Annotated in this window: 24 protein-coding genes; 16 read left to right on the top strand and 8 right to left on the bottom strand. The window is 58.0% G+C overall.

From position 1 onward, the window contains the following. Nucleotides 1–36 precede the first annotated feature (36 nt). Nucleotides 37–1050 (top strand): isopenicillin N synthase family oxygenase, encoded by a 1014-nt coding sequence (locus tag RBB47_RS01065; RefSeq protein ID WP_305983861.1) that lies wholly within the window; start codon nucleotides 37–39, stop codon nucleotides 1048–1050. Nucleotides 1051–1378: 328 nt separating this feature from the next. Further along, a complete protein-coding gene (locus RBB47_RS01070; protein WP_305983862.1) occupies nucleotides 1379–3013 on the top strand; it encodes a hypothetical protein in 1635 nt (544 codons plus the stop codon). A 245-nt stretch (nucleotides 3014–3258) separates the two neighbouring features. Here the strand turns inward: RBB47_RS01070 and RBB47_RS01075 are convergent, their stop codons facing one another. The 3 genes from RBB47_RS01075 to RBB47_RS01085 all read right to left on the bottom strand — a co-directional run bounded on the left by RBB47_RS01075 (nucleotide 3259) and on the right by RBB47_RS01085 (nucleotide 6923). Beyond that, on the bottom strand, nucleotides 3259–4947 hold the full coding sequence (locus tag RBB47_RS01075; protein ID WP_305983863.1) for an aspartate:alanine exchanger family transporter: 1689 nt from the start codon (nucleotides 4945–4947) through the stop codon (nucleotides 3259–3261). 212 nt (nucleotides 4948–5159) lie between these two features. Continuing rightward, the gene (locus RBB47_RS01080) at nucleotides 5160–6443 is read right to left on the bottom strand and encodes a malonyl-CoA decarboxylase (protein ID WP_305983864.1); all 1284 of its coding nucleotides are present in this window, start codon (nucleotides 6441–6443) and stop codon (nucleotides 5160–5162) included. Between the two features lie 93 nt (nucleotides 6444–6536). After that, the gene (locus RBB47_RS01085; protein WP_305983865.1) at nucleotides 6537–6923 is read right to left on the bottom strand and encodes a YciI family protein; all 387 of its coding nucleotides are present in this window, start codon (nucleotides 6921–6923) and stop codon (nucleotides 6537–6539) included. 102 nt (nucleotides 6924–7025) lie between these two features. Here RBB47_RS01085 and RBB47_RS01090 point away from each other — a divergent pair, with 102 nt between their 5' ends. From RBB47_RS01090 to RBB47_RS01120, 7 genes are read left to right on the top strand one after another with little or no spacing between them, the layout of a single operon-like run. Next, nucleotides 7026–7907 (top strand): fumarylacetoacetate hydrolase family protein, encoded by an 882-nt coding sequence (locus RBB47_RS01090; protein ID WP_305983866.1) that lies wholly within the window; start codon nucleotides 7026–7028, stop codon nucleotides 7905–7907. Beyond that, nucleotides 7904–8584, top strand: a complete 681-nt coding sequence (locus tag RBB47_RS01095) for a malonic semialdehyde reductase (RefSeq protein WP_305983867.1) — start codon at nucleotides 7904–7906, stop codon at nucleotides 8582–8584. The genes RBB47_RS01090 and RBB47_RS01095 overlap by 4 nt, the downstream gene beginning before the upstream one ends. 10 nt (nucleotides 8585–8594) lie before the next feature. Further along, on the top strand, nucleotides 8595–9050 hold the full coding sequence (locus RBB47_RS01100) for an OsmC family protein (protein WP_305983868.1): 456 nt from the start codon (nucleotides 8595–8597) through the stop codon (nucleotides 9048–9050). A gap of 29 nt (nucleotides 9051–9079) precedes the next feature. Then, nucleotides 9080–10165: a C4-dicarboxylate TRAP transporter substrate-binding protein gene (locus RBB47_RS01105; RefSeq protein ID WP_305983869.1), complete on the top strand. Its 1086-nt coding sequence runs from the start codon at nucleotides 9080–9082 to the stop codon at nucleotides 10163–10165. A 29-nt stretch (nucleotides 10166–10194) separates the two neighbouring features. Continuing rightward, a complete protein-coding gene (locus tag RBB47_RS01110) occupies nucleotides 10195–10755 on the top strand; it encodes a TRAP transporter small permease subunit (protein ID WP_305983870.1) in 561 nt (186 codons plus the stop codon). Further along, the gene (locus RBB47_RS01115) at nucleotides 10752–12059 is read left to right on the top strand and encodes a TRAP transporter large permease (protein ID WP_305983871.1); all 1308 of its coding nucleotides are present in this window, start codon (nucleotides 10752–10754) and stop codon (nucleotides 12057–12059) included. The genes RBB47_RS01110 and RBB47_RS01115 overlap by 4 nt, the downstream gene beginning before the upstream one ends. 10 nt (nucleotides 12060–12069) lie before the next feature. Then, on the top strand, nucleotides 12070–12945 hold the full coding sequence (locus RBB47_RS01120; RefSeq protein ID WP_305983872.1) for a dioxygenase: 876 nt from the start codon (nucleotides 12070–12072) through the stop codon (nucleotides 12943–12945). Between the two features lie 174 nt (nucleotides 12946–13119). Here RBB47_RS01120 and RBB47_RS01125 read toward each other — a convergent pair whose 3' ends face one another. Then, complete coding sequence (locus RBB47_RS01125) at nucleotides 13120–13800, bottom strand: GntR family transcriptional regulator (protein ID WP_305983873.1); 681 nt, start codon at nucleotides 13798–13800, stop codon at nucleotides 13120–13122. 346 nt (nucleotides 13801–14146) lie between these two features. Between RBB47_RS01125 and RBB47_RS01130 the strand changes: the two genes are divergently transcribed. The 3 genes from RBB47_RS01130 (at nucleotide 14147) to RBB47_RS01140 (ending at nucleotide 16187) form a co-directional block, all read left to right on the top strand. Then, the gene (locus RBB47_RS01130) at nucleotides 14147–14977 is read left to right on the top strand and encodes a rhodanese-related sulfurtransferase (RefSeq protein WP_305983874.1); all 831 of its coding nucleotides are present in this window, start codon (nucleotides 14147–14149) and stop codon (nucleotides 14975–14977) included. Nucleotides 14978–15068: 91 nt separating this feature from the next. After that, nucleotides 15069–15656 (top strand): hypothetical protein, encoded by a 588-nt coding sequence (locus tag RBB47_RS01135; RefSeq protein ID WP_305983875.1) that lies wholly within the window; start codon nucleotides 15069–15071, stop codon nucleotides 15654–15656. A gap of 12 nt (nucleotides 15657–15668) precedes the next feature. Further along, nucleotides 15669–16187, top strand: coding sequence for a hypothetical protein (locus RBB47_RS01140; RefSeq protein WP_305983876.1), 519 nt, complete (start codon nucleotides 15669–15671; stop codon nucleotides 16185–16187). 66 nt (nucleotides 16188–16253) lie between these two features. Here RBB47_RS01140 and RBB47_RS01145 read toward each other — a convergent pair whose 3' ends face one another. Together RBB47_RS01145 and RBB47_RS01150 are read right to left on the bottom strand one after the other, a co-directional pair. Beyond that, nucleotides 16254–17135 carry an SMP-30/gluconolactonase/LRE family protein gene (locus tag RBB47_RS01145; RefSeq protein WP_305983877.1) on the bottom strand — a complete coding sequence of 294 codons (882 nt, stop codon included), beginning with the start codon at nucleotides 17133–17135 and terminating at the stop codon, nucleotides 16254–16256. Between the two features lie 123 nt (nucleotides 17136–17258). Further along, nucleotides 17259–17729, bottom strand: a complete 471-nt coding sequence (locus tag RBB47_RS01150) for an Lrp/AsnC family transcriptional regulator (RefSeq protein WP_305983878.1) — start codon at nucleotides 17727–17729, stop codon at nucleotides 17259–17261. 183 nt (nucleotides 17730–17912) lie between these two features. On the opposite strand from RBB47_RS01150, the gene ald reads away from it, so the two are divergent. After that, nucleotides 17913–19052: an alanine dehydrogenase gene (ald, locus tag RBB47_RS01155; RefSeq protein WP_305983879.1), complete on the top strand. Its 1140-nt coding sequence runs from the start codon at nucleotides 17913–17915 to the stop codon at nucleotides 19050–19052. Between the two features lie 93 nt (nucleotides 19053–19145). Here ald and RBB47_RS01160 read toward each other — a convergent pair whose 3' ends face one another. Beyond that, nucleotides 19146–20111: a helix-turn-helix domain-containing protein gene (locus RBB47_RS01160; RefSeq protein ID WP_305983880.1), complete on the bottom strand. Its 966-nt coding sequence runs from the start codon at nucleotides 20109–20111 to the stop codon at nucleotides 19146–19148. Between the two features lie 163 nt (nucleotides 20112–20274). On the opposite strand from RBB47_RS01160, the gene RBB47_RS01165 reads away from it, so the two are divergent. Together RBB47_RS01165 and RBB47_RS01170 are read left to right on the top strand one after the other, a co-directional pair. Continuing rightward, entirely contained in the window at nucleotides 20275–21294 is a 1020-nt protein-coding gene (locus RBB47_RS01165; RefSeq protein ID WP_305983881.1) for a carbon-nitrogen hydrolase family protein, read from the top strand. 62 nt (nucleotides 21295–21356) lie between these two features. Next, nucleotides 21357–22022 (top strand): pyridoxamine 5'-phosphate oxidase family protein, encoded by a 666-nt coding sequence (locus RBB47_RS01170; RefSeq protein ID WP_305983882.1) that lies wholly within the window; start codon nucleotides 21357–21359, stop codon nucleotides 22020–22022. A 151-nt stretch (nucleotides 22023–22173) separates the two neighbouring features. On the opposite strand, the gene RBB47_RS01175 is transcribed toward RBB47_RS01170, so the two are convergent. After that, nucleotides 22174–23109 (bottom strand): S9 family peptidase, encoded by a 936-nt coding sequence (locus RBB47_RS01175; protein ID WP_305983883.1) that lies wholly within the window; start codon nucleotides 23107–23109, stop codon nucleotides 22174–22176. A gap of 95 nt (nucleotides 23110–23204) precedes the next feature. Between RBB47_RS01175 and RBB47_RS01180 the strand changes: the two genes are divergently transcribed. Further along, entirely contained in the window at nucleotides 23205–24170 is a 966-nt protein-coding gene (locus RBB47_RS01180; protein ID WP_305983884.1) for an AraC family transcriptional regulator N-terminal domain-containing protein, read from the top strand. Nucleotides 24171–24289: the final 119 nt, after the last annotated feature.

Raw genomic sequence — 24289 nt, forward strand, 5'->3', positions numbered from 1 at the left:
CCAAGAGCGTTCCGCGTCAAGGAGTTGCCGACAGTCGTGCAGGAATTGAATCAGGTGGACATCCCTGTTGTTGATCTGAAACCGCTCTCGGCCGGGACGGAGGGTGGCCTTCAAGAGGTTGCTGACGCAATTGGCAGAGCAGCGCGCGATATCGGTTTCTTCTATGTCAAAAATCACGGCATCGACGCGGCGCTCATCGAACGCACCTTTTCTGCCTCACATGCCCTTTTTGCGCTGCCGCTGGACGCCAAGATGGCGCTCACCAAGGATTTCTTCAAAACCAATCGCGGTTACGTGCCGCAAGAAGGTGAAAACCTGAACCCGGGTACGCCGCCTGACCTCAAGGAAGCCTTCAATATTGGTCTGGACCTTTCGGCAGATGACCCGAGAATAACCGGAGGCGAGCCCTTCCGGGCCATGAATCAGTGGCCTGATATCCCGGGCTGGCGGGACACGCTGCTCGCCTATTTCGAGGCTGTCTGGGCGCTCGGGCGGGAGATGCATAGGGCGATCGCCGTCGATCTCGGCGCCGCGCCGGATTTCTTCGAGGACAAACTTGATGCGCCGCTCGCAACGTTGCGCCTGTTGCACTACCCGCCGCATCCGGAAAGTGCGATGGACGGACAGATTGGCGCCGGTGTTCATACGGACTATGGCAACGTTACCTTTCTCCTACCGGACGCGGTTGGCGGTCTTGAGGTGCAAAGGCGTGACGGTGCCTGGCTGAAGGCACCCAGGATCGACGGGACGTTCATCTGCAATATTGGCGACTGCCTGATGCGCTGGTCGAATGACACCTACGTGTCGACGCCGCACCGCGTCATCAATTCCGGCGAAAGGGACCGCTATTCGATCGCCTTTTTCCTGGATCCCAATCCGGATGCGATCGTGTCCTGTTTGCCTGGATGCATGTCTGAAGACAATCCGGCCAGATATCCGGCAATATCAGGTGCGGACTACCTGCGCTCCAGGCTGGACGCGACCTATGATCATGCCCGGACGAAACGTGCCGACGATCGGTTTGCATCCACAGGAGGAGCTGATGCGTAGGGTTTTGTGGGCGAGAGTGCGGACTCATAAATGAAGGCGATTTGGCGGCAGAAATGGCGAAATCTCGCGAGGAAGCGTGTGAAGAGCGGGCTTTACGCCCGGCCAAGCACGGTGACGCTGCGAGGTCCGGCCATTTTGCCGTCCTTCGGATTTGTCCTTTTTGGCCATCTGCTTCGTCGCGAAAGGATTGAAAATGAACCACATTTTCTGCACTTTCGCTCCTTGCTGCTGGTCAAAACGATCCAAACCAAATCGAATTCATTTATGAGTCCGTACCCTAGTGCTGGCGGTAATTGGTGAAAGAACTGATCAAAAGGCAGATTGCGGCATGAAAGCAGACAGGGTGTTGAGGCGTATTGCCGGACTTTCGACCGTATTTCTATTCGCATTCCTCGTTGAAACGGTGTCCGCACGGGCAAACGAGATCCTGGAAAATGTCCGCTGGCTGCTGTCGAACCCGGATCGCCTGCCGCTGATTGTCGAGAAACGGCGAAACGAGATCGCTGCCTTCTACGGCTCCGACCGGGGCGAGGTGCTCTGGCTGGACCAGCCGCGTAGTCTGGAACTCATTCAGAGCATGGAAAGTGCCGACCGGAACGGATTGCGGCCGGAAGACTATCCCGCCGGCGTGCTGACGCAGGCAACAGCCTCGCTCAGCAGCCTGTCATCTGAGTCCGAGATTGCCTGGGTCGAGTTGCTCTACACCGGCCATTTTCTCGACTACGCCCACGACATTCGGGCCGGGCGGGTTTCGCCGAGGATCCTTTATCCCGATGCCTACATGCCGTCTAACTCGATCGACACGGTCGATGCGCTGACAAGACTGGCGACGTCGGACGATCTCGAAGCCTTCCTCACGGTTTGGCAACCACAGGACGACACTTACCGGCGTCTGCAAGGGCATTTGCGGCATCTCCAGGACGTTCGGGAAAACGGCGGCTTTACCTATCTGGACCCGGGCGAAACGCTGGATGCCGGAACGAACGACGTGCGTGTGCCGGCGCTACGGCAGCGGCTTTTGGAAGATGCCCTTCTTGCAGAAGCTTCTGAAGACACGCTTTTCGACAAACGGCTTGCCTTTGCCGTTGGACAGGCACGGCAACGATACGGGCTTGAAGTCTCCGGGCAGGTGACACCGGCACTCATACGTGCGCTCAACATACCTGTTGAACGGCGGATCGAGCAGCTTTCCAGCGCGCTGGAAAGAATCCGCTGGCTGCCAAACGAATATTCCCGGTTGCAGCTCTTCATCAACAAGGGCGAGAACTCCTTCGTGTTTCTGGAAAATGGCCGTGTTGCGGACGAGGGCAGGGCGTATGCCAATTGTCCTGACCGGAACCACACGACGATGGCGACAACAATCGAGGCAGTCACGTTTCATCCGACCTGGCAGGTGCCCTGGGAGTTTTTCGGCAAGGAACTGCTGCCGAGGTTGCGGCAGGACCCCGGGCAGGTCGAAGCGGCGGGATATTATCTGAAGCGCAGCGGGGCGGATGTTCCACTTGACGCGTTGCCCTGGAAGGAAGCCTCTCTGCGCGACATAGAGCGGGCCAGTAACCGGGAACAGTTCGAATTGTTTTTGCCGGCCTCGAGCGAAAACCCGCTTGGTCAATACGCTTACCGGCTTCGGCAAGAAAACAGACTGCAGCTTTTCGACCTGGCGGCTGCGCCAGAGGATGAAGTCTTCTGCAATCCGTATTTGCCGAAGACGGCGTTCGGCATCGTCAACGGGCTGGACATCCTCGACCAGATCATCGAGCCACGCGTCTTGCCGGCAGATGGCATCGAGGATCGGATTTCCAGGCAGGATACCGTGACCTTTCCCGCGCGAGGCGGGCTGATGGCGGTGGTGTCGCACCAGTCCGTGTGGGTGCAGCGCCAGGGCCTGATCCGCTTCGGCAATGATCCTTATCTCGAAGATGCTCGCCTGACGGCAGCACTTGCCGGCCGGCCCAAGCCGTAAGCTCTAAATCAAGCTTTTGTGCCAAATGTAATTCGCCGCCCCGGCCTCGAGCCGGGGCCAGGCTTGAACGCACGATGGCTGAGGTCCCGGATCAAGTCCGGGACGGCACTGTTTTTCAACATCAAGGTTTCGAAATCGAGTGCTGCGGCTCCAACCGTGGCTTTTGCCGCCCCGGCCTTGAGCCGGGGCCAGGCCTGAACGCACGACGCCATGGTCCCGGATCAAGTCCGGGAGGGCAAAGGGGTTCAAAGAAGCATGATTATCGTGCCGGCGAGCGTCAAAAGGACATTGGCGAGCGCGTATGTGCCGGCATAGCCGAGCGCCGGCACAGTGCTTTTTGCCGCCTGCTGGACAATCCCGAGGGCAGGTGTACTGGTCATCGCACCTGTCAGCGCCCCAAGAAGCAGGGCAGGGTTCATGCCAAGGGCCAGGCGGCCGAAGAAGTACCCGCACAGCAGCGGCAGACAGGTCACCACGACGCCGGACAGGAACAACACCGGACCGACAGACCCGATTGCTTCCGCAATGCCGCCGCCGGCGTTCAGCCCCACGCCGACCATGAACAAAAGCAATCCGAGTTCCATCAGGATGAAGCGTGCCGCCGCCGGCATGCGGCCGAAAGTCGGCCGGTTGGCGCGCAGGAAGCCGACGCAGATGCCTGCCACAAGCAGACCGCCCGCGGTGCCGATGCCGACATTGATGTCGCCGATCTTGACCGTGATCTGGCCGAGCAGGAGACCGAACACAATGCCTGCGGCGAATGTCAGGAGGTCCGTCTCCACCGCCTTGCGGTCTTCTGCACCGAGTTCGGCAATCGCCCGGTCGAGCGCACGCCGCTCTCCGGTCAGGATCATGACGTCACCGCGCTGTACCACAGTGCCGGGTGACAGCGGCAACTGGATCTGCGAACGGGTGATGCGGGTGAGGTAGCAGCCGTGGCGCTCGTAGATGCCGAGCTGTTCAAGGGATTTTCCAACCGCGTTCGGGTTGGTGACAACAACCTCGGCGACGTCGACAACCGCGTCGATCAGGTCCCTGTCCAGGACTTCCGCGCCAAGGCCGTAAAGGTCCCGCGCCTTGGCATGTTCTTCCGGTGTGGCGAAGACAGCGACCTTGTCACCCGTTTCAATCACCGTGTCATGGTTGGGATCGATCAGGTCCGAGCCGCGCTTCAGCCGGTAAAGTGACCTGATGCTGATGTCTTTTGCCGTTCGTGCAGCAAGCGCCTGTGCAATCGTGAGGCCATTCAGCTCCGGATCGTCAAGCTGGTAGGCCCGCAAAATGGGTCGTTCGATCTTGTCCTCGACGTTTTCCGTCTTGAATCCACGTTCCTGGGCGAAGGTTTCGGCAGCCGCAACCAGGTCGACGCGCAAGAGGTTCGGCAGGAGCTTCACGATTAGGAGCAGGCCGACTGTTCCGAAAATATAGGTGATTGCGTAGGCAACGCTGATGCTTTCGATCAGGCTGTTGGCTGTTTCACCTGCCGGAGCTGCGACAAGGCCTGACGAAACCGCGTTCTGGGCACCAACGAGCGTCGGCGTGCTTGTCAGGCTGCCGGCCATCAGGCCGGCGGAGAAGGCATTGGACAAGCCGGTGGCCCAGGCGATTGCGAGTACCAGGAGAAACGATCCGCCCGCCATGAAAATCGTCAGAACCAGATATTTCGGGCCGTCCTGGCGCAGGACGTTCAGGATTTGCGGCCCAGCCTGCCAGCCGACCGAGTAAATGAACAGGGTGAAGCCGATCGACTGAACGATTGGATCGATGGTGTAGCCGTAATGGCCGAACAAAAGCGCACACAGGAGGACACCACCGGTGACGCCGATCTCGAACCGGGCAATTCGGATGTTTCCGATCAGGTAGCCGATCGCGATGATCGTAAAGATCACGAGGACGGAGTCCTGATGGAAGATCTGGGTGAAATCGATGGTCATGAATAGCGTGCGGTTTTGTCTCGCGTGTCGACCCGTGCTTTCAGCTTGGCACGAAAGGCATCGTCCGGATCGTTGAAAGTGGAGACACCCCCTGCGCGCCAGTTGCGTCAAAAAGATGACCGCATTGGAGAATTTGGCGAGACAGCGCCGTGACAAGACAAAAAAGCCCAGGTCATGTGGACCTGGGCGGGCAAAAAGCCTTGGGGCGGAACCTAGCCCTGAACGGCTTCCTCTTCGTTCTCCGGCCGCTTGAGCTCCTGCTTCTTGGCGGCCGCGTCCAGGTTCCTGATCTCGGCTGACGCCGTGATTTCCTTCGCCGTGGCAAACCGCTCGTGGTTCTGCGCGACCTTGTTGAGGTCATAAAGGTAGTTGACCATGGTTCCTGCCGACTGCGCGATGCCCTTTTCCGAAGTGTCCGCGTCGGCATGAACCGCGTGGATCTGTGCGCCATTGCCCAGGTGGAAGCGGGCAACCGGGTCGAGCGGCATGTCGTCCGACCGCTTTGCCGACATCAAGTAGTGGGCCGCGAGCGTGCGCAGCTGCTTGGCATCGGCGTCGTGATAGGGGATGTCCTCCAACTGAAGCCACTTCGTGAAACCGGGAATGGGCGACAGGGTGACGAAGGTCTTCAATCCCGGCAATTCTGCCGAAAGGTCGGCAACGACCTGCTTGATCAGTGAATTGCCGAACGAAATGCCGGCAAGCCCGTCCTGGCAGTTGGAAATGGAGTAAAAGACAGCGGTCCTGGCCTTGTCTGTCGTGATTGCTTCCCGGTCCTCGATCAAAAGGCCCTGGATGGAACCAGGAATGTCGCCGGTGAGGGCGACTTCGACGAAAATCAGTGGTTCGTCCGGCATGGTCGGGTGAAAAAACGCAAAGCAACGCCGGTCGCCGGGGACAAGCCTGCTGCGCAGGTCTTCCCAGCTGGCAATTTCATGAACCGACTCATAGGCGATGATTTTTTCCAGAATATGGGCCGGACTTTCCCAGCTGATCGGGCGCAGAACCAGGAAGCCTCGATTGAACCAGGACATGAACAAATGCCGGAAGTCCTGGTCGAGCGCCTGCAGGCGCGGATCGTTCCTGCCGAGCCGCAACAGATCCGCCCGCATCTTCACAAGCGTTTCGGTTGCGCCGGGTATCTGGTTGAGCCTGCGGATCAATTCCTGACGGTTCGGTTCGACCGCTGACATGAACGCGCGGTAGGTTTGTTTGCTGGGATCAGCTTCATAAGCTTCCAGAGCCGAACGCACTTCCTCCGGATCGATGTTCATATCGCTTGCCAGATGATGGAAAAACGCGAGCTTTTCGTCATCTTCCATATTTTGGTAGCGCCTGAGGATATGTGTTGCAGCCGACAGGCCGGTTACTTCGCCGGTGGCGCCGACAAGGGCGCTGGTCAGTTCTTCCATCGAACGCGAGTCTTGCCGGTCCGGCGCGAAAGCCAGGTACCTGCGTTCAAAGATTGTCGACAGCAAATCACCAAGAATCGTCATGCGTATCTCCAGCGGGCAGCGACAGGATAGGTCCGTTTCTTCGGCAGGCCAGTTGCCAATTTGGCGTAGCAAGCCGCCAGTTCAGAGACCGGTCTACGAGAAAGTCGCTTTCTTTGCCGAAAGCTCCACGGAAAGCGAGAAACTGCCCTCATTAATGAGCCAGCGGCGGATCGTGAATGTCCGGACGCCCCTTTTGTGCATCGGGTCTTCTTCTGCGAGCTGTCGCGCATCCTCAAGCGAAGCTGCCCGGTAGATTATCATGCCTTCACCGTGCAGTTCTTCGCCGGTCTCATCCGAGACGGGGCCGGCGAAGGCCAACTTGCCTTCTTCTTCCAGCTTTGCCTGATAGGCAAGATGATCCGGCAATGTCCCGGGCAGATCCACGTCCGGTCCGGCAGGTGTTGTGTTCACAACATAAAGCTCCAGCGCGAGGGCTCCGCGCTCCTTTGCGATGCGTTTATAGTCAGACCATTTCGGCATGATTTACCTCCATTTTTTGCTAGAATAAAAAAATCGATATTATTTGACAATCTAAAAAATAGTCGTCAAAGTAACAAAAAATGTGGAAACACCGAGGCTAGTATGCGATTCTTAGTTGGAACAGGAATGTCAGGTCATGGTGTCTATCTCGTCGAGGGCGAGTGGGCATGGAACCTGACGGCGGGCGACAGCAACGTCGGGACGGATTTGAGCGCTCTGATCGAGGGTCGCGTCGACCTTCAGGATGCGGTCGCGCAAAAGAACAACGTCGATGCTGAGCCTTTGTCTTCTGTGGTTCCTGGACTTCCGGTGGAACGTCCGGGCAAGATCATGTGCCTTGGCCTCAACTACGTCGATCACATCAAGGAAGGCGGCTATGACGTGCCGACCTATCCGGCCCTGTTCATGCGCTGCACCACGTCGATGATCCCGGCCGGAGCGCCGATGATCCGTCCGAGCATCTCCGAGCAACTCGATTACGAGGCCGAGCTTATGGTGATCATCGGCAAGGGCGGCAAGCATATCAGCGAAAAGGATGCTCTGAGCCACGTGTTTGGCTACACGATCTTCAACGACGGATCCGTGCGCGAATATCAGCGCAAGACCCACCAGTGGACTCCAGGCAAGAATTTCGACGGAACCGGCCCGATCGGCCCGGTTGTCGTTACCCCGGACGAATTGCCGGAAGGGGCGGATGGCCTAAAGATCGAGTCGCGCGTCGGATCGGAGATCCTGCAAAGTGCGACGACGTCCGACATGCTCTGGAGCGTTGCACGAACAATCGCAACGGTCTCGGAATTCACGACGTTCCAGCCCGGCGACATGCTGGCCATGGGGACGCCGCCAGGTGTCGGTCATGCCAAGACGCCGCAACGCTGGCTGCGGCCAGGGGAAACGGTGGAAGTTGAAATCGAAGGCATCGGGATTTGCGCCAACCCCATCGTTGCCGAAGAAGACATTGTTGCGACGGAGGCGGCGGAATGACGATGGCTGCGTCCAAGGCTCCAACAGGTGAGGCCCTAGCCAAGCTGCGTGCGGAGGCGCACGCGACCATACGCGGCCTGCGTGAGCGGATCGGCAAGCTGAACGACGATGGCATCGATCTGATTTTGCGCGGCGCGCGCTCGCACTATGCCTGGCAGGACAAGTCGGTTCCGCGCGACGTTCTGGAGACGATCTACGACATAACGGCAGCCGGTCCGACCAGCATGAACACCTGTCCGGCGCGCTTCTTCTTCATTGAGACGATCGAGGCCAAGAAACGCCTGGCAAAGTCGCTGAAGGACAAGAACGTCGACAAAATGATGTCTGCGCCGGTCACGGTGATCGTCGCGCATGATCTGGAGTTCTGGAAGGAGCTTCCATACCTGTTTCCGCACGAAGACAGGCGGCCGCATTTTGAAGGCAAGCTGGAGCATTCCGAGGTCACTGCATTCCGAAACGGTACCCTGCAGGGAGCCTATTTCATGATTGCTGCGCGGGCCCTCGGCCTCGACGTGGGTGCCATGTCCGGATTTTCCAACCAGATCGTCGACGAGGAGTTCTTCGCCGGCACAACGTTGAAGTCCAATTTCCTGTGCAACATGGGCTACGCAGACGAAACTGCGCTGTTCCAGAAGTTGCCGCGCTTGCCCTTCGACAAAGCGTGCAAGTTCCTGTGAGGTCCTAAGGATGGCCTTGAGACAAAAAACGGTCGTAAAGCTTCGGTCAACGGGCAGGGGAGTCAGTCATTCCAGGACGGACGTAGACATCCGCGATCTGACCTTTTCGATTGACGAACCGGAAGCTCGTGGCGGTACAAATCTTGGACCCGCACCAACCGAGGCAGCGCTGGCTGCGCTTGCAGGCTGTACCAATGTCATCGGCAACAAATGCGCCGACAAGCTCGGCGTCGATGTCGGACATCTCACAATTGAAATTACCTGCGAGTTCGATCGCCGGGGCGTCACACTCGAGGAGGAAATTGACGTTCCCTTTGTCGCGCTGCGTCAGGTGGTAACCAGCGACGGGACCGCATCGGAGAGCGATCTCCAGCGTGTCGCGTCGGACGTTGCCAAATACTGTCCCTTGTCCAAGCTGTTTGAACAATCCGGGACCGCACTCGAAACGATCTGGCAGCAAGCCTGATCGTCTGTTTCTACTTGGGAGGAAATGCCATGATTGGAAAACTAACAAGACGGGGTGCACTTGCACTGGCGCTCCTGAGCGCGACTTCTATGCCGGCCTTTGCGACGGAAACCATCAAGGCTGTCGTGATCGACGGCTATCCGGCGCGTGCTCTTTGGGTCAAGGAATTCACCAACTTCTTCATTCCTGAAGTCGACAAGCGGCTGGCTGAAACCGGCAACTACAAGATGGACTGGCAGGAAAGCTACGGCGGCTCGATCGTCAAGCCGAAGGGTGTTCTGGAAGGGATCAAGCTGGGTCTGGGCGACATCGGCATCGTGACAACGATCTTCCATTCGTCCAAGCTGCCGAGCCAGGCGATTTCCGCGGTGACACCTTTCGTGGCCCCGGATTCGCGCGCGGTCGCAAAGGCGGTTGACGAGATCGCCAAAGAATACCCGACCATGCAGAACGAGTTCGAAAAGCAGAACCAGGTCTACCTGGCAACCGGTGTGGTGCTCGATACCTACCAGGTGTTCTCCAAAGAGCCGATCGACAGCATCAAGGCGCTTGAGGGCAGCAAGGTAGCCGGTGCCGGCATGAACCTTCGCTACCTGGAAGGCATCGACGGTGCGGCAGGTGTGCGTGGCGGACTGACCGACTTCTACAACATGTTGCAGACAGGTCTCGTCGACAACGCGATGCTGTGGCCGGAAGCTGCCAGCACGTTCAAGATTGCGGAAGTCGCCCCTTACATGCTCAAGGCCGACCTCGGGGCTGTGAACTCAAAGACCATCACCGTCAACAAGGACTACTGGGACGGTCTTCCGGACGAAGTCAAAAACGTCTTGCAGGAAGTTGCGGTTGAGTATCGTGACCACGTCGCCGGGATTGCCATGGACCGCGCACAGGCCAGCCGTGACAAGTATGTCGAGGCAGGTGGCACCATTGTCGAAATGGATCCCGCCGAGCGCGAAGAGTGGGCGAATGCCATGCCCAACCTTGCGGTTGAATGGGCCGCTCAGCTTGACTCGAAAGGTGAGCCGGGCAGCGACATGCTGAAATCCTACATGACCAAGCTCAAGGATGCGGGCCACACCCCGACACGCGACTGGACGGCTGACCTGTCTCAGTAGCAGCAGCGAACGATAAGCGGGGCGCCAGAATGCTGTCTCAAAACATCCCTGGCGTTCGCGCCTTATCCCAACTGGCCAGCTGGATCGCGATCGGAGCCAACGCAGTTGGCACACTCATAGTTCTCTCGCTGGTTTTGATCGTGAACTATGACGTTGTGGCCCGAAACTTCTTCAACGCCCCCTTCCGGGGGGCGTACGAAGTGGTTCAGTTTTCCATGGTGCTGATCGTCTTTATGCAATTGCCGGATGTCGTGCGCATGAACCGGCTCACGCGCTCCGACGGCTTTCTGACCATTCTCTCCACAACCAGGCCCGGCGCCGCGAGCTCCATCAGGCGGACGATCAACTTCGTCTCTGCCGTCTTCATGGGGCTGGTGGCTTATGCCATCTGGCCGGAATTCCTGGAAATGTATGAAACCAAGGACTTTTTCGGTGTTCCGGGTGTCTTCACAGCCCCCTGGTGGCCGATCAAGCTCGTCATCTTCCTAAGCTCGATTTTGTGCACGCTCGTGTTCTTCATCAAAGTCCTGATGCCAGACGCCGAGGTTGAGGCGGTCCGTCTCGACGAACACCCAGAGGAAAACTCGTGACACCTTTTGAAATTGGCATCCTGTCGGTCGTCGCGATTGTCGTTCTGGTCTATCTCGGCGTCTACATTCCGATTGCGCTCGGTCTCGTGTCCTTCGTCTCGATCATATTGATGCGGGACAATTTCGACCTGGCCATCAATCTTCTGAAAATCGCCATTGGCGACAGCGTCATGGAGTACACGTTCGCGACCGTGCCGCTGTTCACCTTCATGGGGCTGATCGTCTCCAAGGCAGGGCTCGGCTCGGACATCTATACCGTGATGAATTCCGGGTTCAAGCGCGTCAAGGGCGGGATCGGTATGGCAACCGTTGGCGCAAATGCCGTCTTTGCCGCCGTGACCGGTTCGTCGATCGCGTCTGCTTCCGTGTTCTCGAAAGTGTCCGTGCCACAGATGCTGGCATTCGACTACAATCCCCGCTTTGCCGTGGGCGTCGTTGCCGGTTCGTCGGTCCTGGGCATGATCATTCCACCCTCCGCGATGCTGATCATCTATTCCTTTGTTGCCGAACAAAGCGTCGGCGACATGTTCCTGGCCGGGGTCGTCCCGGGTATTCTGCTCGCGATCGCTTACGTGATCGCGATCTTCCTCATGGGCCGTCTGACGCCGAAATATGTCGGTGGCCGGCCTGCGGAGGAAGTGGAGTGGATGTCGCCGCTTGAGATTGCCGACAAGACGCTGCCAACGCTTGTCCTCATTGTTGCCGTGCTCGGCGGAATCTATACGGGCTGGCTGACGCCGGTGGAGGCGGGCGCAACCGGCTCGCTGCTCGGTCTTCTCATTGCAGCTTTCCGCAAGAAGCTGACCCTGAAAACGCTCTGGCAAGCGCTTCTGGAGACCGGTCACATCACCGCTTCGATCCTGTTCCTGATCACGGCGGCGTCGATCTACAGCCGCATGCTCGGGCTTGCCGGGCTGCCGAACGAGCTTGGCGACCTTCTGAACGATACACAGCTGACCTTCTTCTGGATCATGGTCTTCTATGTCCTGTTGATGATCTTCCTGGGAACGATCCTCGACACGGCGTCGATCATCCTGATTGTCGTGCCGCTGTTCTTGCCGCTCGTCGAGCCGATGGGTCTCTCGCTCGTCTGGTTCGGTATCATCACGGTTGTCGGAGCAGAGATCGGCTTGCTCACGCCACCGCTCGGCATATCCTGTTTCGTTATCAAAGCCACGTTGAACGATCCGCGAATTTCGCTGAAGGACGTTTTCATTGGCGCGTTCCCCTTCGCGCTGGTGATGTTGGTCGTCCTCATTGCGCTGATCCGCTGGCCGTCGCTCAGCCTGGCGATCTTGAACTAAGAGAGGTTCCATGCGTCACGTCACGAAAGACAACATAACAGACGTCTTCATGGGGTATTTCGGTCCGGACACGGATCCGCGCCTGAAAGAAGTTCTGAAGAGTCTGGTCACGCACCTGCATGATTTTGCCCGGGAAACCAACCTTACCCATGACGAATGGCGCAAGGGCATCGAGTTCCTGGAATGGGCCGGCAATATCTCCGATGCCGAGCGCCACGAATTCGTGCTTTTGTCCGATGTGCTCGGGCTGTCGTCTCTTGTCGACATGCTGCATTCGAGCCCGAAAGGCACGTCGTCCAGCGTCCTTGGCCCGTTCCATATAACCGGCGCGCCACCGCTTGCAATTGGCGGCGACATGCGCCGTGACTATGACGGTCAGGTGCTTCTGGCGAAGGGGACGATCCGGGACGAAGACGGCAATCCGATCGAAGGCGCGGAGCTGGACATCTGGCAGACGGCACCCAACGGGATGTATTCCAGCCAGGATCCCGAGCAGGACACGTATTCCTTCCACGGCATTCAAACGACGGGCAAGGACGGGCACTACGGGTTCACCACGGTCAAGCCCGTCAGTTATACCGTGCCGAGCGACGGCCCGGTTGGCGACATTCTAAACGCCAGCGGGCGTCATCCCTGGCGGCCGTCCCACCTGCACTATATCGTCAAGGCTCCCGGCTTCAGGACGCTTGTGACGGAGATCTTCCCCGATGACGATCCTTATCTCGATGAGGACACGGTCTTTGGTGTGCGCGAGGATCTGGTGATGACCTACATCGAACAGCCGGCGGGATCTTTCCCGTCCGACGGATACGTGCTCTCCGGAAAGGTCGACGAGCCGTATCTTTTGGCTGATTTCGACCTGGTGCTTGTTCGGGACAACGTTTGACGCAGGTGCAGGCAACTGCCACCTGAGCTGTCCCGGACAAGATCCGGGACCACCTCCTTTGCAGTGAGTTTATGGCGAGCTGTGGCACAACAGAGGGCAATTCAGCCCCTTCTGCAAAATGCAAACGGGCCGGAACAATCCGGCCCGTTGTTTTTCCTGTTCTGACGGTGCCGTCTATTCGGCGGCTTCCGACGAAAAGTGCTTTTCCAGAAACGCGCCGGTGTTGCGATAGTGATCAAGCAGCAGCCGGCAGGCGGTGTCCGCATCGCGATCAACGGCGGCGTTCATGATATCGGTGTGTTCCTTGCTGATATCGCGCTTGGAATAATTCAGCGCCTGGCCCGCCAGGTAGCGGTAGCGGATGTTCAGGTCGTAAAGCTGATTGCAGAACTTCAACAGCACCAGGGAATGGCAGGCGCTGAGCAGGTTCATGTGGAACGCTTTGTGCAATTCCTCGAACCGTTCCACGTTGGCGCGTGGTTCGCGCATCATCCGGTGATGCGAAATGACGAGCTTATCCTCCCAGGCATGGTCGGCGGCCGCCAGGCTCTCCCTGAGCGCCATCTCCTCAAGGTGACAGCGCAGGTTGAGGATTTCGGCAAAATTGGACGGGCTGATATCCGCCGTTCTGAATCCGCGCTGGTCCAGCCGTTCCACGAGCAGGTCTGAAACGAGCAGCGTCAAGGCTTCACGGATCGGAGAACCGCCCATACTCAGGATCGTACGGAGTTTCTCGATCTTCAGTTTTTCGCCCGGCGGCAATTCGCCGATCAGTATCATTCGCCTGATTGCAAGATACGCACGCTGGGTTGCCGATGGTTCTTGCGCGGGGTCTATGTGCATTTGTATGGCCATGGCTAATAATATCGATTTTCTGACCAATTATCCAGTTTTAACTGCGACTTTTCAGAATCTGGTCGATTCACGCAATTATGTGAGAATTCGAATATATAAAAGTTCTGATCAGAAAAGAAATATCCCGAAACCAAAAGAAACCATTCGCAACGTTGAATAGACGGGCAGGGACCAGACGCCCCGATCCGGTAGAGCAAGGAAAGTCATCAGATAAACTGCGGACTTTTCAGCGCTGGAGCTCTGGGTTATGAGGGTGCAACTTGGGTATGGACGACACCAAATGATATGCCCGGCGAGCCGCTACCTGTGCGAGCGGAGCGCTTTCAGAAGAAAAAGAACAATTCCGATGAACGATTTTCTTGTTGCTGCCCTTTATCAGTTCACGCCGCTGAACGACCATGAAGCGATGCGCGACGACCTCAAGGCCTATTGCGTTGCGCATGATGTGCGCGGCAGCCTGCTGCTCGCTTCAGAAGGCATCAATGGCACCATCTGCGGGCCGGAAGCAGGTGTGCGATCGGTGCTTGCGCATCTGCGCGCCGATCCGCGTATGAAAGATCTGACCCACAAGGAAGCGTGGACCCACCGTCATGTGTTCAAGCGCATGAAGGTGCGCCTGAAGCAGGAGATTGTTCGTTTAGCGGTGGACGGCATCGATCCCAACGAGATTGTCGGCGAATACGTCAAGCCAGAGGATTGGAACGAGCTGATCAAGGATCCAGACGTTATCGTGATCGACACCCGGAACGACTACGAATACGCCTTTGGAACATTCGAAAAGGCGCTCAATCCGGAAACGCAGTCTTTTCGGGAGTTTCCGGACTGGGTGAATGCCCAGGACGACCTCAAGAAAAAGCCGAAGGTCGCCATGTTCTGCACCGGCGGCATCCGTTGCGAGAAGGCAACCGCATGGATGCTGAAAAACGGGTTTGACGAGGTCTATCACCTGGAAGGCGGCATTCTGAACTATCTGGAGAAAGTTCCCGAAGACCAGAGCCTCTGGAAAGGGGAGTGCTTCGTGTTCGACGACCGTGTTTCTGTCGACCATCAGTTGCAGCCTCGTTGGGGAGAATGGGTGCCTGAAGAGGCCCGTCACATCATCAACGAGGATACGGATTACGAGTTGGGTGCCAGGGACACGGCCGACAGCAAGACGGCACAAGCGTCAAATTCTTAACGACTATTAACTTTTTGCTTTAACGCATTGGTAAAATTCCCTAAAGTCAGGTTGCAGGTCATTTTCCTGCACCAGACTGGGGGATGAGTTTATGCGTCGCAGTTCCTGGAGCGCGGTGTTCGCGCTGGCAATTAGTCCATTTTTTGCAACTTCCGCATTTGCAGGCGGTCAGCCGCTTCAATGCTACCAGCAAGCAACCGTTCCAGCGGTCTACAAGACCGTGCAGGAGCGTGTTCTGGTCAAGGCGGCCAGCAGCCACGTGGTCAAGAAAGCGGCTGTTTACGGCTATCAGACCCGGAAGGTTCTGGTTCAGCCTGAAAGGGTTTCCTATAGAACGACGCCCGCCGTTTACCAGACCCGTCAGCGACACGTCCTGGTGCAAAAGGCGAGCGTTGGCTGGGAGTACCGGATGATCAAGGGCGTCAAGACGCTGTGCAAGGTTCAGCACCCGGCCGTTTACAAAACGGTCAGCGAACGGGTGATGGTCCAGCCGGCGTCCAAGGTGGCAGTGCGTCATCCGGCCATCTACAGCACGCAGAAGGAAAAGGTTCTGGTGCAGCCGGCTTCAAGTCACGTCGTCAAGCAGCCTGCGGTCTACAAGACCGTCAACCGGCAGGTCCTGGTGCAACCGGCTCGCACGGTCTGGCAACCAGTGAAGGTCAAGGGTTGCCGCTGGTAAGGGGAGGAAGCTGTGACGCGCAATGCGCTGGCTGGGTGTTTGCTGCTGGTGTTGTCCGTTGCAACAGCTCGTGCAGAAGCGACGTTCTCCTGGACCGGTAGCTACGAAGGCTACGTTGTCTGCGACCGTGTGATGGATGGGGTGCCGTCAACGTTCGGCAGAGCACTTGAACTTCATTTCGTGCAGGACGGCAACGTCATCAACATCGCCACGGGGATCGACGATCCGGCGCTCGGCACCCAGCCGTCGCTTTATCATGGCCTTGTGATGACAAGCCCTTCCGGTGAGTTCGAAAGTGGCTTCATCGAAGCCTGCAAGTCGCGCTTCCCCTACAAGGAACTGATCCGGCTTTTCCCGGCCAGCACGCAGAGCAAGCCTTTCGGCTTTTCCGCCAGCACGGTTTTTGTCAGCGACAGCCTGCCGGGTTCAGAAGGCGACTTTCTGGTTGAAAGCTGCCGGTGGTCGGCAACCCGCGTTTCGACAGCTGAGCCCAAAATCCAAAAGTGCGAGACGTTGCCTTCCGCCGACTAGCAGCGTGGGCGCGCTTTTGAGGATTTGATTCCGCAAACGCCGGCAAGTTCCTGATGAAAAAGGGCCCTATGTCCTGAAGCGCTCGGCTTTCAATCCGCGTTTGCCGTGACCTTCCACGAGAAACAGGCCGCCCGACAGGGTGTCCGGCTCGATTGCCGTCGGATCGGACGGCTGCTTGATGGTCGTGACGATCAGCTGGTCAAGGTCAGGGCCGCAGAAGCAGGGCATGGTCGGTTTTGGCACCGGCATCTTGATCGCTTCCAGCAGATTGCCGTCCGGCGCAAAGCAATTGAGCAAACCGGCGGAAACGCCCGCACTCCAGTAGTTGCCGTCTGCATCGACAGTCGCGCCGTCCGGGCGGCCTGTCTCGTTGGTCTGTTGTGCAAACAGCATTTTCGAGCCGAGTGCGCCGGTTGCCGGATCAAAGGCATAGCATTCGATCCAGCCGGGGGTTGAATCGGCATGGTACATGTACGCGCCGTCAGCGCTCCAGGCGAGGCCGTTGGAACAGAGCAATTCGTCTCGGATTTCCTCGACATTGCCGCCGGCATCGACCCGGTAAAGACCGGCAATTGGCTCTCGGGGTGAGGCGGTGTCCATCGTGCCGACCCAGTAGGCGCCGTCCGGTCCGATCTTGCCGTCATTGAGGCGCGTTCCCGGCTGGTCGGCCTGGACTTCCGCAAGAACTTCGCTTTTCTCAGTCTTCGGATCGAACAGCAGAACCTTGTCCCAGACGCCGACGATCAGCCGGTCGTCATCGGTCAATCCAAACGACCCGACTTCATTGTCGAAATACCAGGTGGTGACATCGCGGCTTTCCCAGTCCATCGACTGGATCGTGCGGCCCTGAATATCGGCCCAAAGCAACCGATTGTGTCTGTCATCCCAGGTCGGGCATTCGCCAAGTTGATACGTTGTGTCGAGAAATCGGGTGATCGTGTGGGACACCGAGGCAGGTTCCTTGAAACGCCAAGCAAAAGATCGGAAGCGGACTATATATCCGACCGCATCCGGCGTCGAGACTGCAATAAGCCATCCCTGCAGGTGTGTCTATCAGTGCAAAAGCCTGGTTCAATTGCCCGTTTCAAGCGGGATCGCCGTGCGTTTGACGATCGGGCGGATCGCGAAGGACGACTTCATTTTGAGCACGCCCGGAAGCTGTGACAGGTGGTCCCTGTGAATGCGCTCGAAATCGACCGGATCGGCGGCGGTCAGGCGAAGAATGTAGTCCGCATCGCCTGCCATCAGAAAACACTCCATGATCTCTTCTGAGCGGGCAACGGCCCGTTCGAAGCTCTCAAGTGTTTCCTTGGATTGGCCGGTCAGCGAGATCTCGACAAAGATATCCATGCGCCGGCCCAGTTTGCGCTGATCGAGCAGAGCGACGTAATTTTCAATCACACCGGCTTCTTCCAGCGCCCTGACGCGGCGCAGACATGCAGAAGCCGACAGGCCAACAATCCCGGCCAGGTCCGCATTTGCAATCCGTCCATCCTTCTGCAGGGCGTCGAGGATCCGTTTGTCGAGACGATCGAGTTTCATTTTGTTGCACCGCACATACTGCTGCTTTGGAAAGCACTTACGGCATGATATTTGAAAATATTCTAGTTTGACGCAAGAAAATTGTCTCAATTGCGCAAACGCACCCGTGGAACGCAAGCACATTCGACCCCATCAGGCGTACACTTGAAATTAATCGAGATTGCTTCCAGAGGAGACGAAGTGATGCGCATTGGTGTGCCCAAGGAAATCAAGAACCATGAATATCGTGTCGGCCTGACGCCTGACAGTGTTCATGAAATGGTCGCTCACGGACATGACGTTGTCGTTGAGACCAACGCCGGAGCTGGTATCGGTGCGAGCGATGCGGATTATGAAGCCGCTGGTGCGAAAATCCTGGCAACCGCCAAGGAAGTCTTCGACGCGGCACAGATGATCGTGAAAGTGAAGGAACCACAGGCCGTCGAGCGCGCCATGCTGCGCCCGGACCATGTCCTCTTCACATATCTGCACCTGGCACCCGATGCAGATCAGACCGCTGATCTTGTGAAGTCCGGTGCCACCTGCATTGCCTATGAAACCGTTGTCGACGCCAAGGGCGGCCTGCCGCTTCTGGTTCCGATGTCCCAGGTTGCCGGCCGCCTGTCGGTGATTGCCGGTTCAAAGGCGCTGGAGAAGGCCCATGGCGGCTCCGGTACGCTGGTCGGCGGTGTTCCGGGTGTCGAGCCGGCCAAAGTCGTCGTGATCGGCGGCGGCGTTGTCGGATCTCATGCAATCACCATGGCAATCGGCCTTGGCGCGGATGTCACGGTTCTGGACCGGAACACGGCTGTGCTTGGTCACTTGGCCCAGACTTTCGGTCCGGCCCTGAAAACGGTCTATTCGACAAGATCTGCGCTCGAAAAACATGTCCTTGAAGCTGACATGGTGGTCGGTGCCGTTCTCGTTGCGGGTGCTGCTGCGCCGAAGCTGGTGTCCAAGGATCTTGTCAGCCGGATGAAGCCGGGCTCGGTTCTGGTTGACGTTGCCATCGATCAGGGCGGCTGCTTCGAGACCTCCCGCGCAACCACCCATTCCGACCCGACCTACATCGTCGACGAAGTCGTACACTATTGTGTTGCCAACATGCCGGGTGCTGTTCCGAAGACGTCCACTTACGCGCTCAACAACGCAACGCTCCCGTTCGCACTGGCGCTTGCCGACAAGGGTGCGAAGCAGGCGCTTCTCGACGACCCGCACTTCCTGCCGGGTCTCAACGTGATCGGCGGGCAGGTGACCTGCGAAGCCGTGGCGGAAGCACTCGGCTACGACTATGTCGATCCGGCAACTGCGCTCACGCAGAACGGCGAGAGCCGGGCGGCATAACGCATCCGTTCAAGGGAACCGAAAAGGCCGGTCGTTTCGACCGGCCTTTTTTCGTGCGCTTGAACGATGCGCCTGAGACGAACTCTCATGTAATCAATCTGGTTTGACAGCAGCTGCGTGGCGCGTTCGGAAAGATCTTGGGCTTTCGCCGTATCGCGCCTGGAAGCCGCGCACGAGGCTTTGCTGGTTGGCTATTCCCCAGCGAAAGGCAATCTCGCCGATGGACTGGCGGGCGTTGCGCGTATCTCTCAAATCGTCGGCAATCCGGCCAAGACGCATGTCACGGATCGCGGCTGAGATCGATCTCTGGTCTGCGCGAAAGACTTCGGAGAGACGCCGGACCGACACGCCGAGCGTTGACGCGAGCGCAGCCCGATCGAAATCCGGGTCGTGGAAGTTCGCCCTGATTGCGGCATCTGCCCGCAACAGCAACTGCCGTTCGGGCTGCGACAGCTCAAAGCGCATCTCCTTCAAGGATGCGAGCCCGGTCACAAACAGATCGACCACCGTGTCTTGCAACGAGTATTTGAGAGTGTCGCCGGACTGATCGACGACGCTGATCAACCGCGTGACGCTATCGTGAACGATTGCGCCGAACGGGCTGTCGCCTGGTACGGAGATTGCGGTCAACTGGTCTGCCTGCGGAATGCGCGCCAATAGCATGTCGCGCGGGATCTGGACGACCAGCTGGCGAAACCCGTCCGGAAGGTCAAGGCTGTAACGGTCGACGCTGCTGTAGAGGGCGAAATCACCCGGGCGCAGGTGCGCCTCCCGGCCTTGCTGGCTGATGGTCCCCGCTTTTTCCAGCTGCAGGCTTATGAGGAAGCTCTCGTCGTTGGCGCGGCCAACATCCTTGCGTCTGCGTTTGACAAACTGCTGGCTGCCGGTAACGAAGGACGTGGAAATGCTCGGGAGGCGATTGAGCAGGATTTCTCCCTTGAAGTTTTCCGGCTTCTCGCTGTCACACTCAAGCTGAACGTAGGACTCGCATACCGCCTCGCGCCAGAACGCGAAGCTGTCCTCTTGCCGAACGCTCTGCGTGCTGAGCAGTCGTGACATCAGCCAAACCTCCTGGGCACTGTATTTAGCACAGCGCCGCCCAAGAAGCGAAACCGACCGGGTTTTCCGCTCAGAATGGGTGATTTTTCCGCCCGGATTGCGAAGTCGGGTTCGCCGCGACCTGCGAGACTGCCTGGAAAGTTCCATTCCAAGGGAGACACGCATGACCCAACCTTTCAAAGCCGCTGCCGTTCAGGCCGCGCCCATTTTCATGGACCTTTCCGCAAGCGTCGACAAGGCGATCAGGCTGATTGAGGAAGCAGCAAGCCAGAACGCCAAACTCATCGTGTTTCCCGAGACGTTCCTGCCGGGCTACCCCTGGTATATCTGGCTCGACGCGGCAGCCATGTATATGCCACACGTGCCCGGTTACGTCGCAAACTCGCTCGTTGCCGATAGCGCCGAGGACAAACGCCTGGCAAAGGCGGCCAAGGACAACGACATGCATGTCATCATGGGCGTGTCATGGAATGTGAACGGTACGCTCTATATGGGCCAGTTCCACTATGGCCCTGACGGTGAAATCATTTCACGCCGCCGCAAACTGAAGCCCACGCATGTGGAGCGGTCTGTCTACGGCGAGGGCGACGGCAGCGACATGGTGGTTCATGACACCGACCTTGGCCGTGTCGGTGCGCTGTGCTGCTGGGAACACCTGCAGCCCTTGAACAAATATGCGATGTATTCGCAAAACGAGCAGATCCATGCTGCTGCCTGGCCGAGTTTCTCGGTTTATGAAGGCGGCGCGTATGCGCTTGGACCCGAAGTCAATGTGGCGGCGACCAGAATGTACGCCGTTGAAGGTCAATGCTTCGTGGTTGCCGCCTGTGCCGTCGTGTCGGACGAGATGGTCGAGTTCTTCTGCGATACGCCGGTCAAGCAGCAACTGCTGAAAAAGGGCGGCGGATACGCCCGTATTTTCGGGCCGGACGGCGCCCCGTTGGGCGAGAATATTGCGCCCGACCAGGAAGGCCTGGTTGTTGCGGAAATCGATCTCAACATGATTGCCATCGGCAAAGCGGCTGCGGACCCGTGCGGTCACTATGCGCGCCCGGATGTGTTCCGGTTGATGTTCAACAAGAAACCCAGCCCGGCGGTCATGGCGTTCGACAACGAGGCGGCACGTCCGCTTGAGGCAGTCGACCCGGTGGATGCCGCGCCTGCGTCGGAAGCAGCTGAGTGAGCGGAACGGTGCGCAGACGTCATCTCGGCTGCGCGCCTTCGCCAGGCGAAGGGAGGACGATGATGCTTACGGCCGATGAATTTTATACCGATGACCAGCGTGACCTGCAGGCAAAGTTCGACAGCACAAAGTTGGCTGATACGGTCGTTACCGCGATTGTGCGAGACGAGATCGAAGACCCGCAGGTTCCGTTTATCGAAAGCCGCGATTTCTTCTTTCTGTCCACGGTCAGCGCCGACGGCGAACCAACGGTCAGCTACAAGGGAGGACCGGTCGGGATCGTAAAGGTACTGAATTCCCGCGAGCTGATATTCCCGAGCTATGACGGCAACGGCATGTTCAAATCGATGGGCAACATCCAGTCGAGCGCGAAGGTCGGTCTCCTGTTCATCGATATGGAAACACCCAATCGTGTCCGCGTCCAGGGCACCGCAACTTTGTCTACGGACGATCCGGAAATGGCGCGGTATCCGGGCGCGACCATGCTGGTGCGGGTCAAGGTCACCTCCTGTTTCCTGAATTGCGGGCGCTACATCCACAAACACACGCGCGTGTCGGACAGCCCGTATGTTCCGGATGCGGCCGGAGCGCAGCCTCATCCCTCCTGGAAACGCATTGACATGATCCAGACATCCTTGCCCGAGGACGCACGCGCCCGGACCGAGGAAGAGGGCGGGACGATCACGTTTGACGATTATGTCGACAAGTTGATGGCGGGCGAGTCCTGACTTTCTGGGAGCGGGACCGTTTCCCGCTTTCCTATTCATGGCTTTGAACTGGCTGGCACGGTGAAATCCGTGCCTGCCTTTCTGGGAACTCAACGCTGCGGGAAAAAACAGTCGCTCACCCTCGAAACCGGAGTGAGGGTCCAAAGTCGCTTCAGTTCATGTACTTGTCGAACCAGGCAATCATGCGCTCCGGATTGTGCCCAAAGTAATTATAGCCATCGAAGCGACGTGTCGTCCCTTCAATCCAGAACAGCTCCTTTTCATTTGAGCCCAAAAGATCAAAGGTTTTCCGGCCGTCTTCCGGCGTCGTCCAAAGATCGTCGCGCACTTGAACGACAAAAGTCGGCACCTTCACATCCGCGGCAAACAGATGCGGTGTCATTTCCGGATTTGAAAACCCGCCGAGCTTCTTCTGTTCGAAATCCATTGTGTCCAGGTAATCGCCGACACCCTGCAGCTTCGCGAACTGACCCATCAGCGCCGTCATCGACACCACCAACGGGCTGAGCATGCACAAAACGTCTTCAAACATCTCCGGACGGCGCGACATGGCTTCATATTGCGCATTGCCTCCGGTGCACTGGCTGTAGAGGCCGAGCTTCATCTTCGACAAACGCGGATGCTGATCAACAAAGGTTTTTGCGCCCACGCAGTCGCGCCACTCGTAACGCCCGATCCCGCAAATGCCGCCATTGGCCGCGCCGGAATTGCCGTGGTTGCGCAAATCGTAAGCGAGGACGTTGTAGCCGGCGCGCACGAGGTGGGCGATGTGCGCGACGAAATCAATTTCGATGTCGTCAACCTGGCTCCACGGCTCGCCGTAATGTCCCGTGAAGCCCGACCGGCTCATCGGCATTGGGTGGTTCATGATGATCAGCTTGTCGCTTTCACCGCCAGCGGCAGGCACGTACCACCCTTCCAGGGGCGTTCCGTCGTCGGACGGGAAATAGACATCTTCCCAGTCGGTGATCCCGTGATCGGCGGGCGTTTTGTGCACCGGTGTCCGGAATGCAGGCTTTACGGCGAACCCGGCAAGCGCCTTGACCACAGCGAGCTTATCGGCAGGAACAATCGTTGTATCCGTCATTACTATCTCCAAGACAAATCCACGGTTTGGAAATAGGCACATGCAAACTTCGACGGAATTTCAGTTCGGCTCAATTTCATGCCGGATTCTCTCAAATGGGCCAAATTGAATGGCGTATCGAGCGCTTTTCGTGCCATTTTCGCATTATGTCCAATCCAGAAGGCTCATTCGCCGTCCTGAAATCCAGCGTCAAAACCCTGCGGGACCAGCAGAGCGCTTCTCAGTCTCTCGGCTTCATTGAAACCGCGCTTCCATCCGTTCGCTTGTTCTGGTCGGATGGACCTGTCGCACGTGCGCCATTGAGCTACACGCCCGGGATTGCGATTATCGTTTCCGGGCGCAAGATCGGGTTCTTTGAGGACCAGCGGATTGAATATGGTCCCGGACAATATCTTGCCGTTGGGCTGCCGTTGTTTTTTGAGTGCGAGACTTTTGCCTCCAGCGAAGAACCGCTTGTCGGGATTTTCCTGAGCATCGAGCCCGAGGAGCTGCGAAACCTTGGAGAAGCGATTGCCTCCCATGACTTGCCCAAGATACAGGCGCAATCCGGGTTGGGCATCGAAGCGCTGACGTTGAGTGCTCCGATGCTCGATGCCGTCACCCGTCTTGCTTGTCAGCTCAAAAATCCCGTCGAAGCGGAAATCCTGGGCCCAAACACCTTGCGGGAAGTGTTTTTCCACGCGCTTCACGACAGACATGGCCGGGTATTGCTGGGTCAGACCCAGAACAACACGCCGGAGGCGCGGATCGTGGAGATTTTGCGACAACTGGACTGTGCGGGCGAAACTTATTCCGGTGTCGGCAGCATGGCCGCCGCTGCCGGCATGAGTCCTGCCTCGTTGCACCGGCATTTCAAGGCTGTGACAGGTCTTTCACCGTTGCAGTATCAAAAACGAAAACGCTTGGCGCGGGCAAAGAGCCTGCTTGTGTTCAGCAGGATGAGCGTGGCGCAAACCGCGCGTGCTGTCGGATATCTCAGCGTCGCGCAGTTCAGCCGGGATTTCAGTGCCTACTACGGTACACCGCCCAGTCGCGCGGACCAGTCTGCATATCCGGCTTAGGGACCGGACCCATGCGCTTGGATGAGTTTGCGGGAATGACTTAGCCCGGCAGCGCAGAGACAAGCAGACTGCCTGGGTGTGGCGTTGTCATCGGAGCCAATTTGTCGGAAAGTGAGCAG

The organism is Roseibium sp. MMSF_3544, assembly GCF_030732845.1.
Taxonomy (GTDB): domain Bacteria; phylum Pseudomonadota; class Alphaproteobacteria; order Rhizobiales; family Stappiaceae; genus Roseibium.

Coding starts and splice junctions, on each gene's coding strand:
- RBB47_RS01070 (WP_305983862.1), top strand. CDS start 1,379: ATGAAAGCAGACAGGGTGTTGAGGCGTATTGCCGGACTTTCGACCGTA.
- RBB47_RS01075 (WP_305983863.1), bottom strand. CDS start 4,947: ATGACCATCGATTTCACCCAGATCTTCCATCAGGACTCCGTCCTCGTG.
- RBB47_RS01080 (WP_305983864.1), bottom strand. CDS start 6,443: ATGACGATTCTTGGTGATTTGCTGTCGACAATCTTTGAACGCAGGTAC.
- RBB47_RS01085 (WP_305983865.1), bottom strand. CDS start 6,923: ATGCCGAAATGGTCTGACTATAAACGCATCGCAAAGGAGCGCGGAGCC.
- RBB47_RS01090 (WP_305983866.1), top strand. CDS start 7,026: ATGCGATTCTTAGTTGGAACAGGAATGTCAGGTCATGGTGTCTATCTC.
- RBB47_RS01095 (WP_305983867.1), top strand. CDS start 7,904: ATGACGATGGCTGCGTCCAAGGCTCCAACAGGTGAGGCCCTAGCCAAG.
- RBB47_RS01100 (WP_305983868.1), top strand. CDS start 8,595: ATGGCCTTGAGACAAAAAACGGTCGTAAAGCTTCGGTCAACGGGCAGG.
- RBB47_RS01105 (WP_305983869.1), top strand. CDS start 9,080: ATGATTGGAAAACTAACAAGACGGGGTGCACTTGCACTGGCGCTCCTG.
- RBB47_RS01110 (WP_305983870.1), top strand. CDS start 10,195: ATGCTGTCTCAAAACATCCCTGGCGTTCGCGCCTTATCCCAACTGGCC.
- RBB47_RS01120 (WP_305983872.1), top strand. CDS start 12,070: ATGCGTCACGTCACGAAAGACAACATAACAGACGTCTTCATGGGGTAT.
- RBB47_RS01125 (WP_305983873.1), bottom strand. CDS start 13,800: ATGGCCATACAAATGCACATAGACCCCGCGCAAGAACCATCGGCAACC.
- RBB47_RS01130 (WP_305983874.1), top strand. CDS start 14,147: ATGAACGATTTTCTTGTTGCTGCCCTTTATCAGTTCACGCCGCTGAAC.
- RBB47_RS01135 (WP_305983875.1), top strand. CDS start 15,069: ATGCGTCGCAGTTCCTGGAGCGCGGTGTTCGCGCTGGCAATTAGTCCA.
- RBB47_RS01150 (WP_305983878.1), bottom strand. CDS start 17,729: ATGAAACTCGATCGTCTCGACAAACGGATCCTCGACGCCCTGCAGAAG.
- ald (WP_305983879.1), top strand. CDS start 17,913: ATGCGCATTGGTGTGCCCAAGGAAATCAAGAACCATGAATATCGTGTC.
- RBB47_RS01160 (WP_305983880.1), bottom strand. CDS start 20,111: ATGTCACGACTGCTCAGCACGCAGAGCGTTCGGCAAGAGGACAGCTTC.
- RBB47_RS01165 (WP_305983881.1), top strand. CDS start 20,275: ATGACCCAACCTTTCAAAGCCGCTGCCGTTCAGGCCGCGCCCATTTTC.
- RBB47_RS01170 (WP_305983882.1), top strand. CDS start 21,357: ATGCTTACGGCCGATGAATTTTATACCGATGACCAGCGTGACCTGCAG.
- RBB47_RS01175 (WP_305983883.1), bottom strand. CDS start 23,109: ATGACGGATACAACGATTGTTCCTGCCGATAAGCTCGCTGTGGTCAAG.
- RBB47_RS01180 (WP_305983884.1), top strand. CDS start 23,205: ATGGGCCAAATTGAATGGCGTATCGAGCGCTTTTCGTGCCATTTTCGC.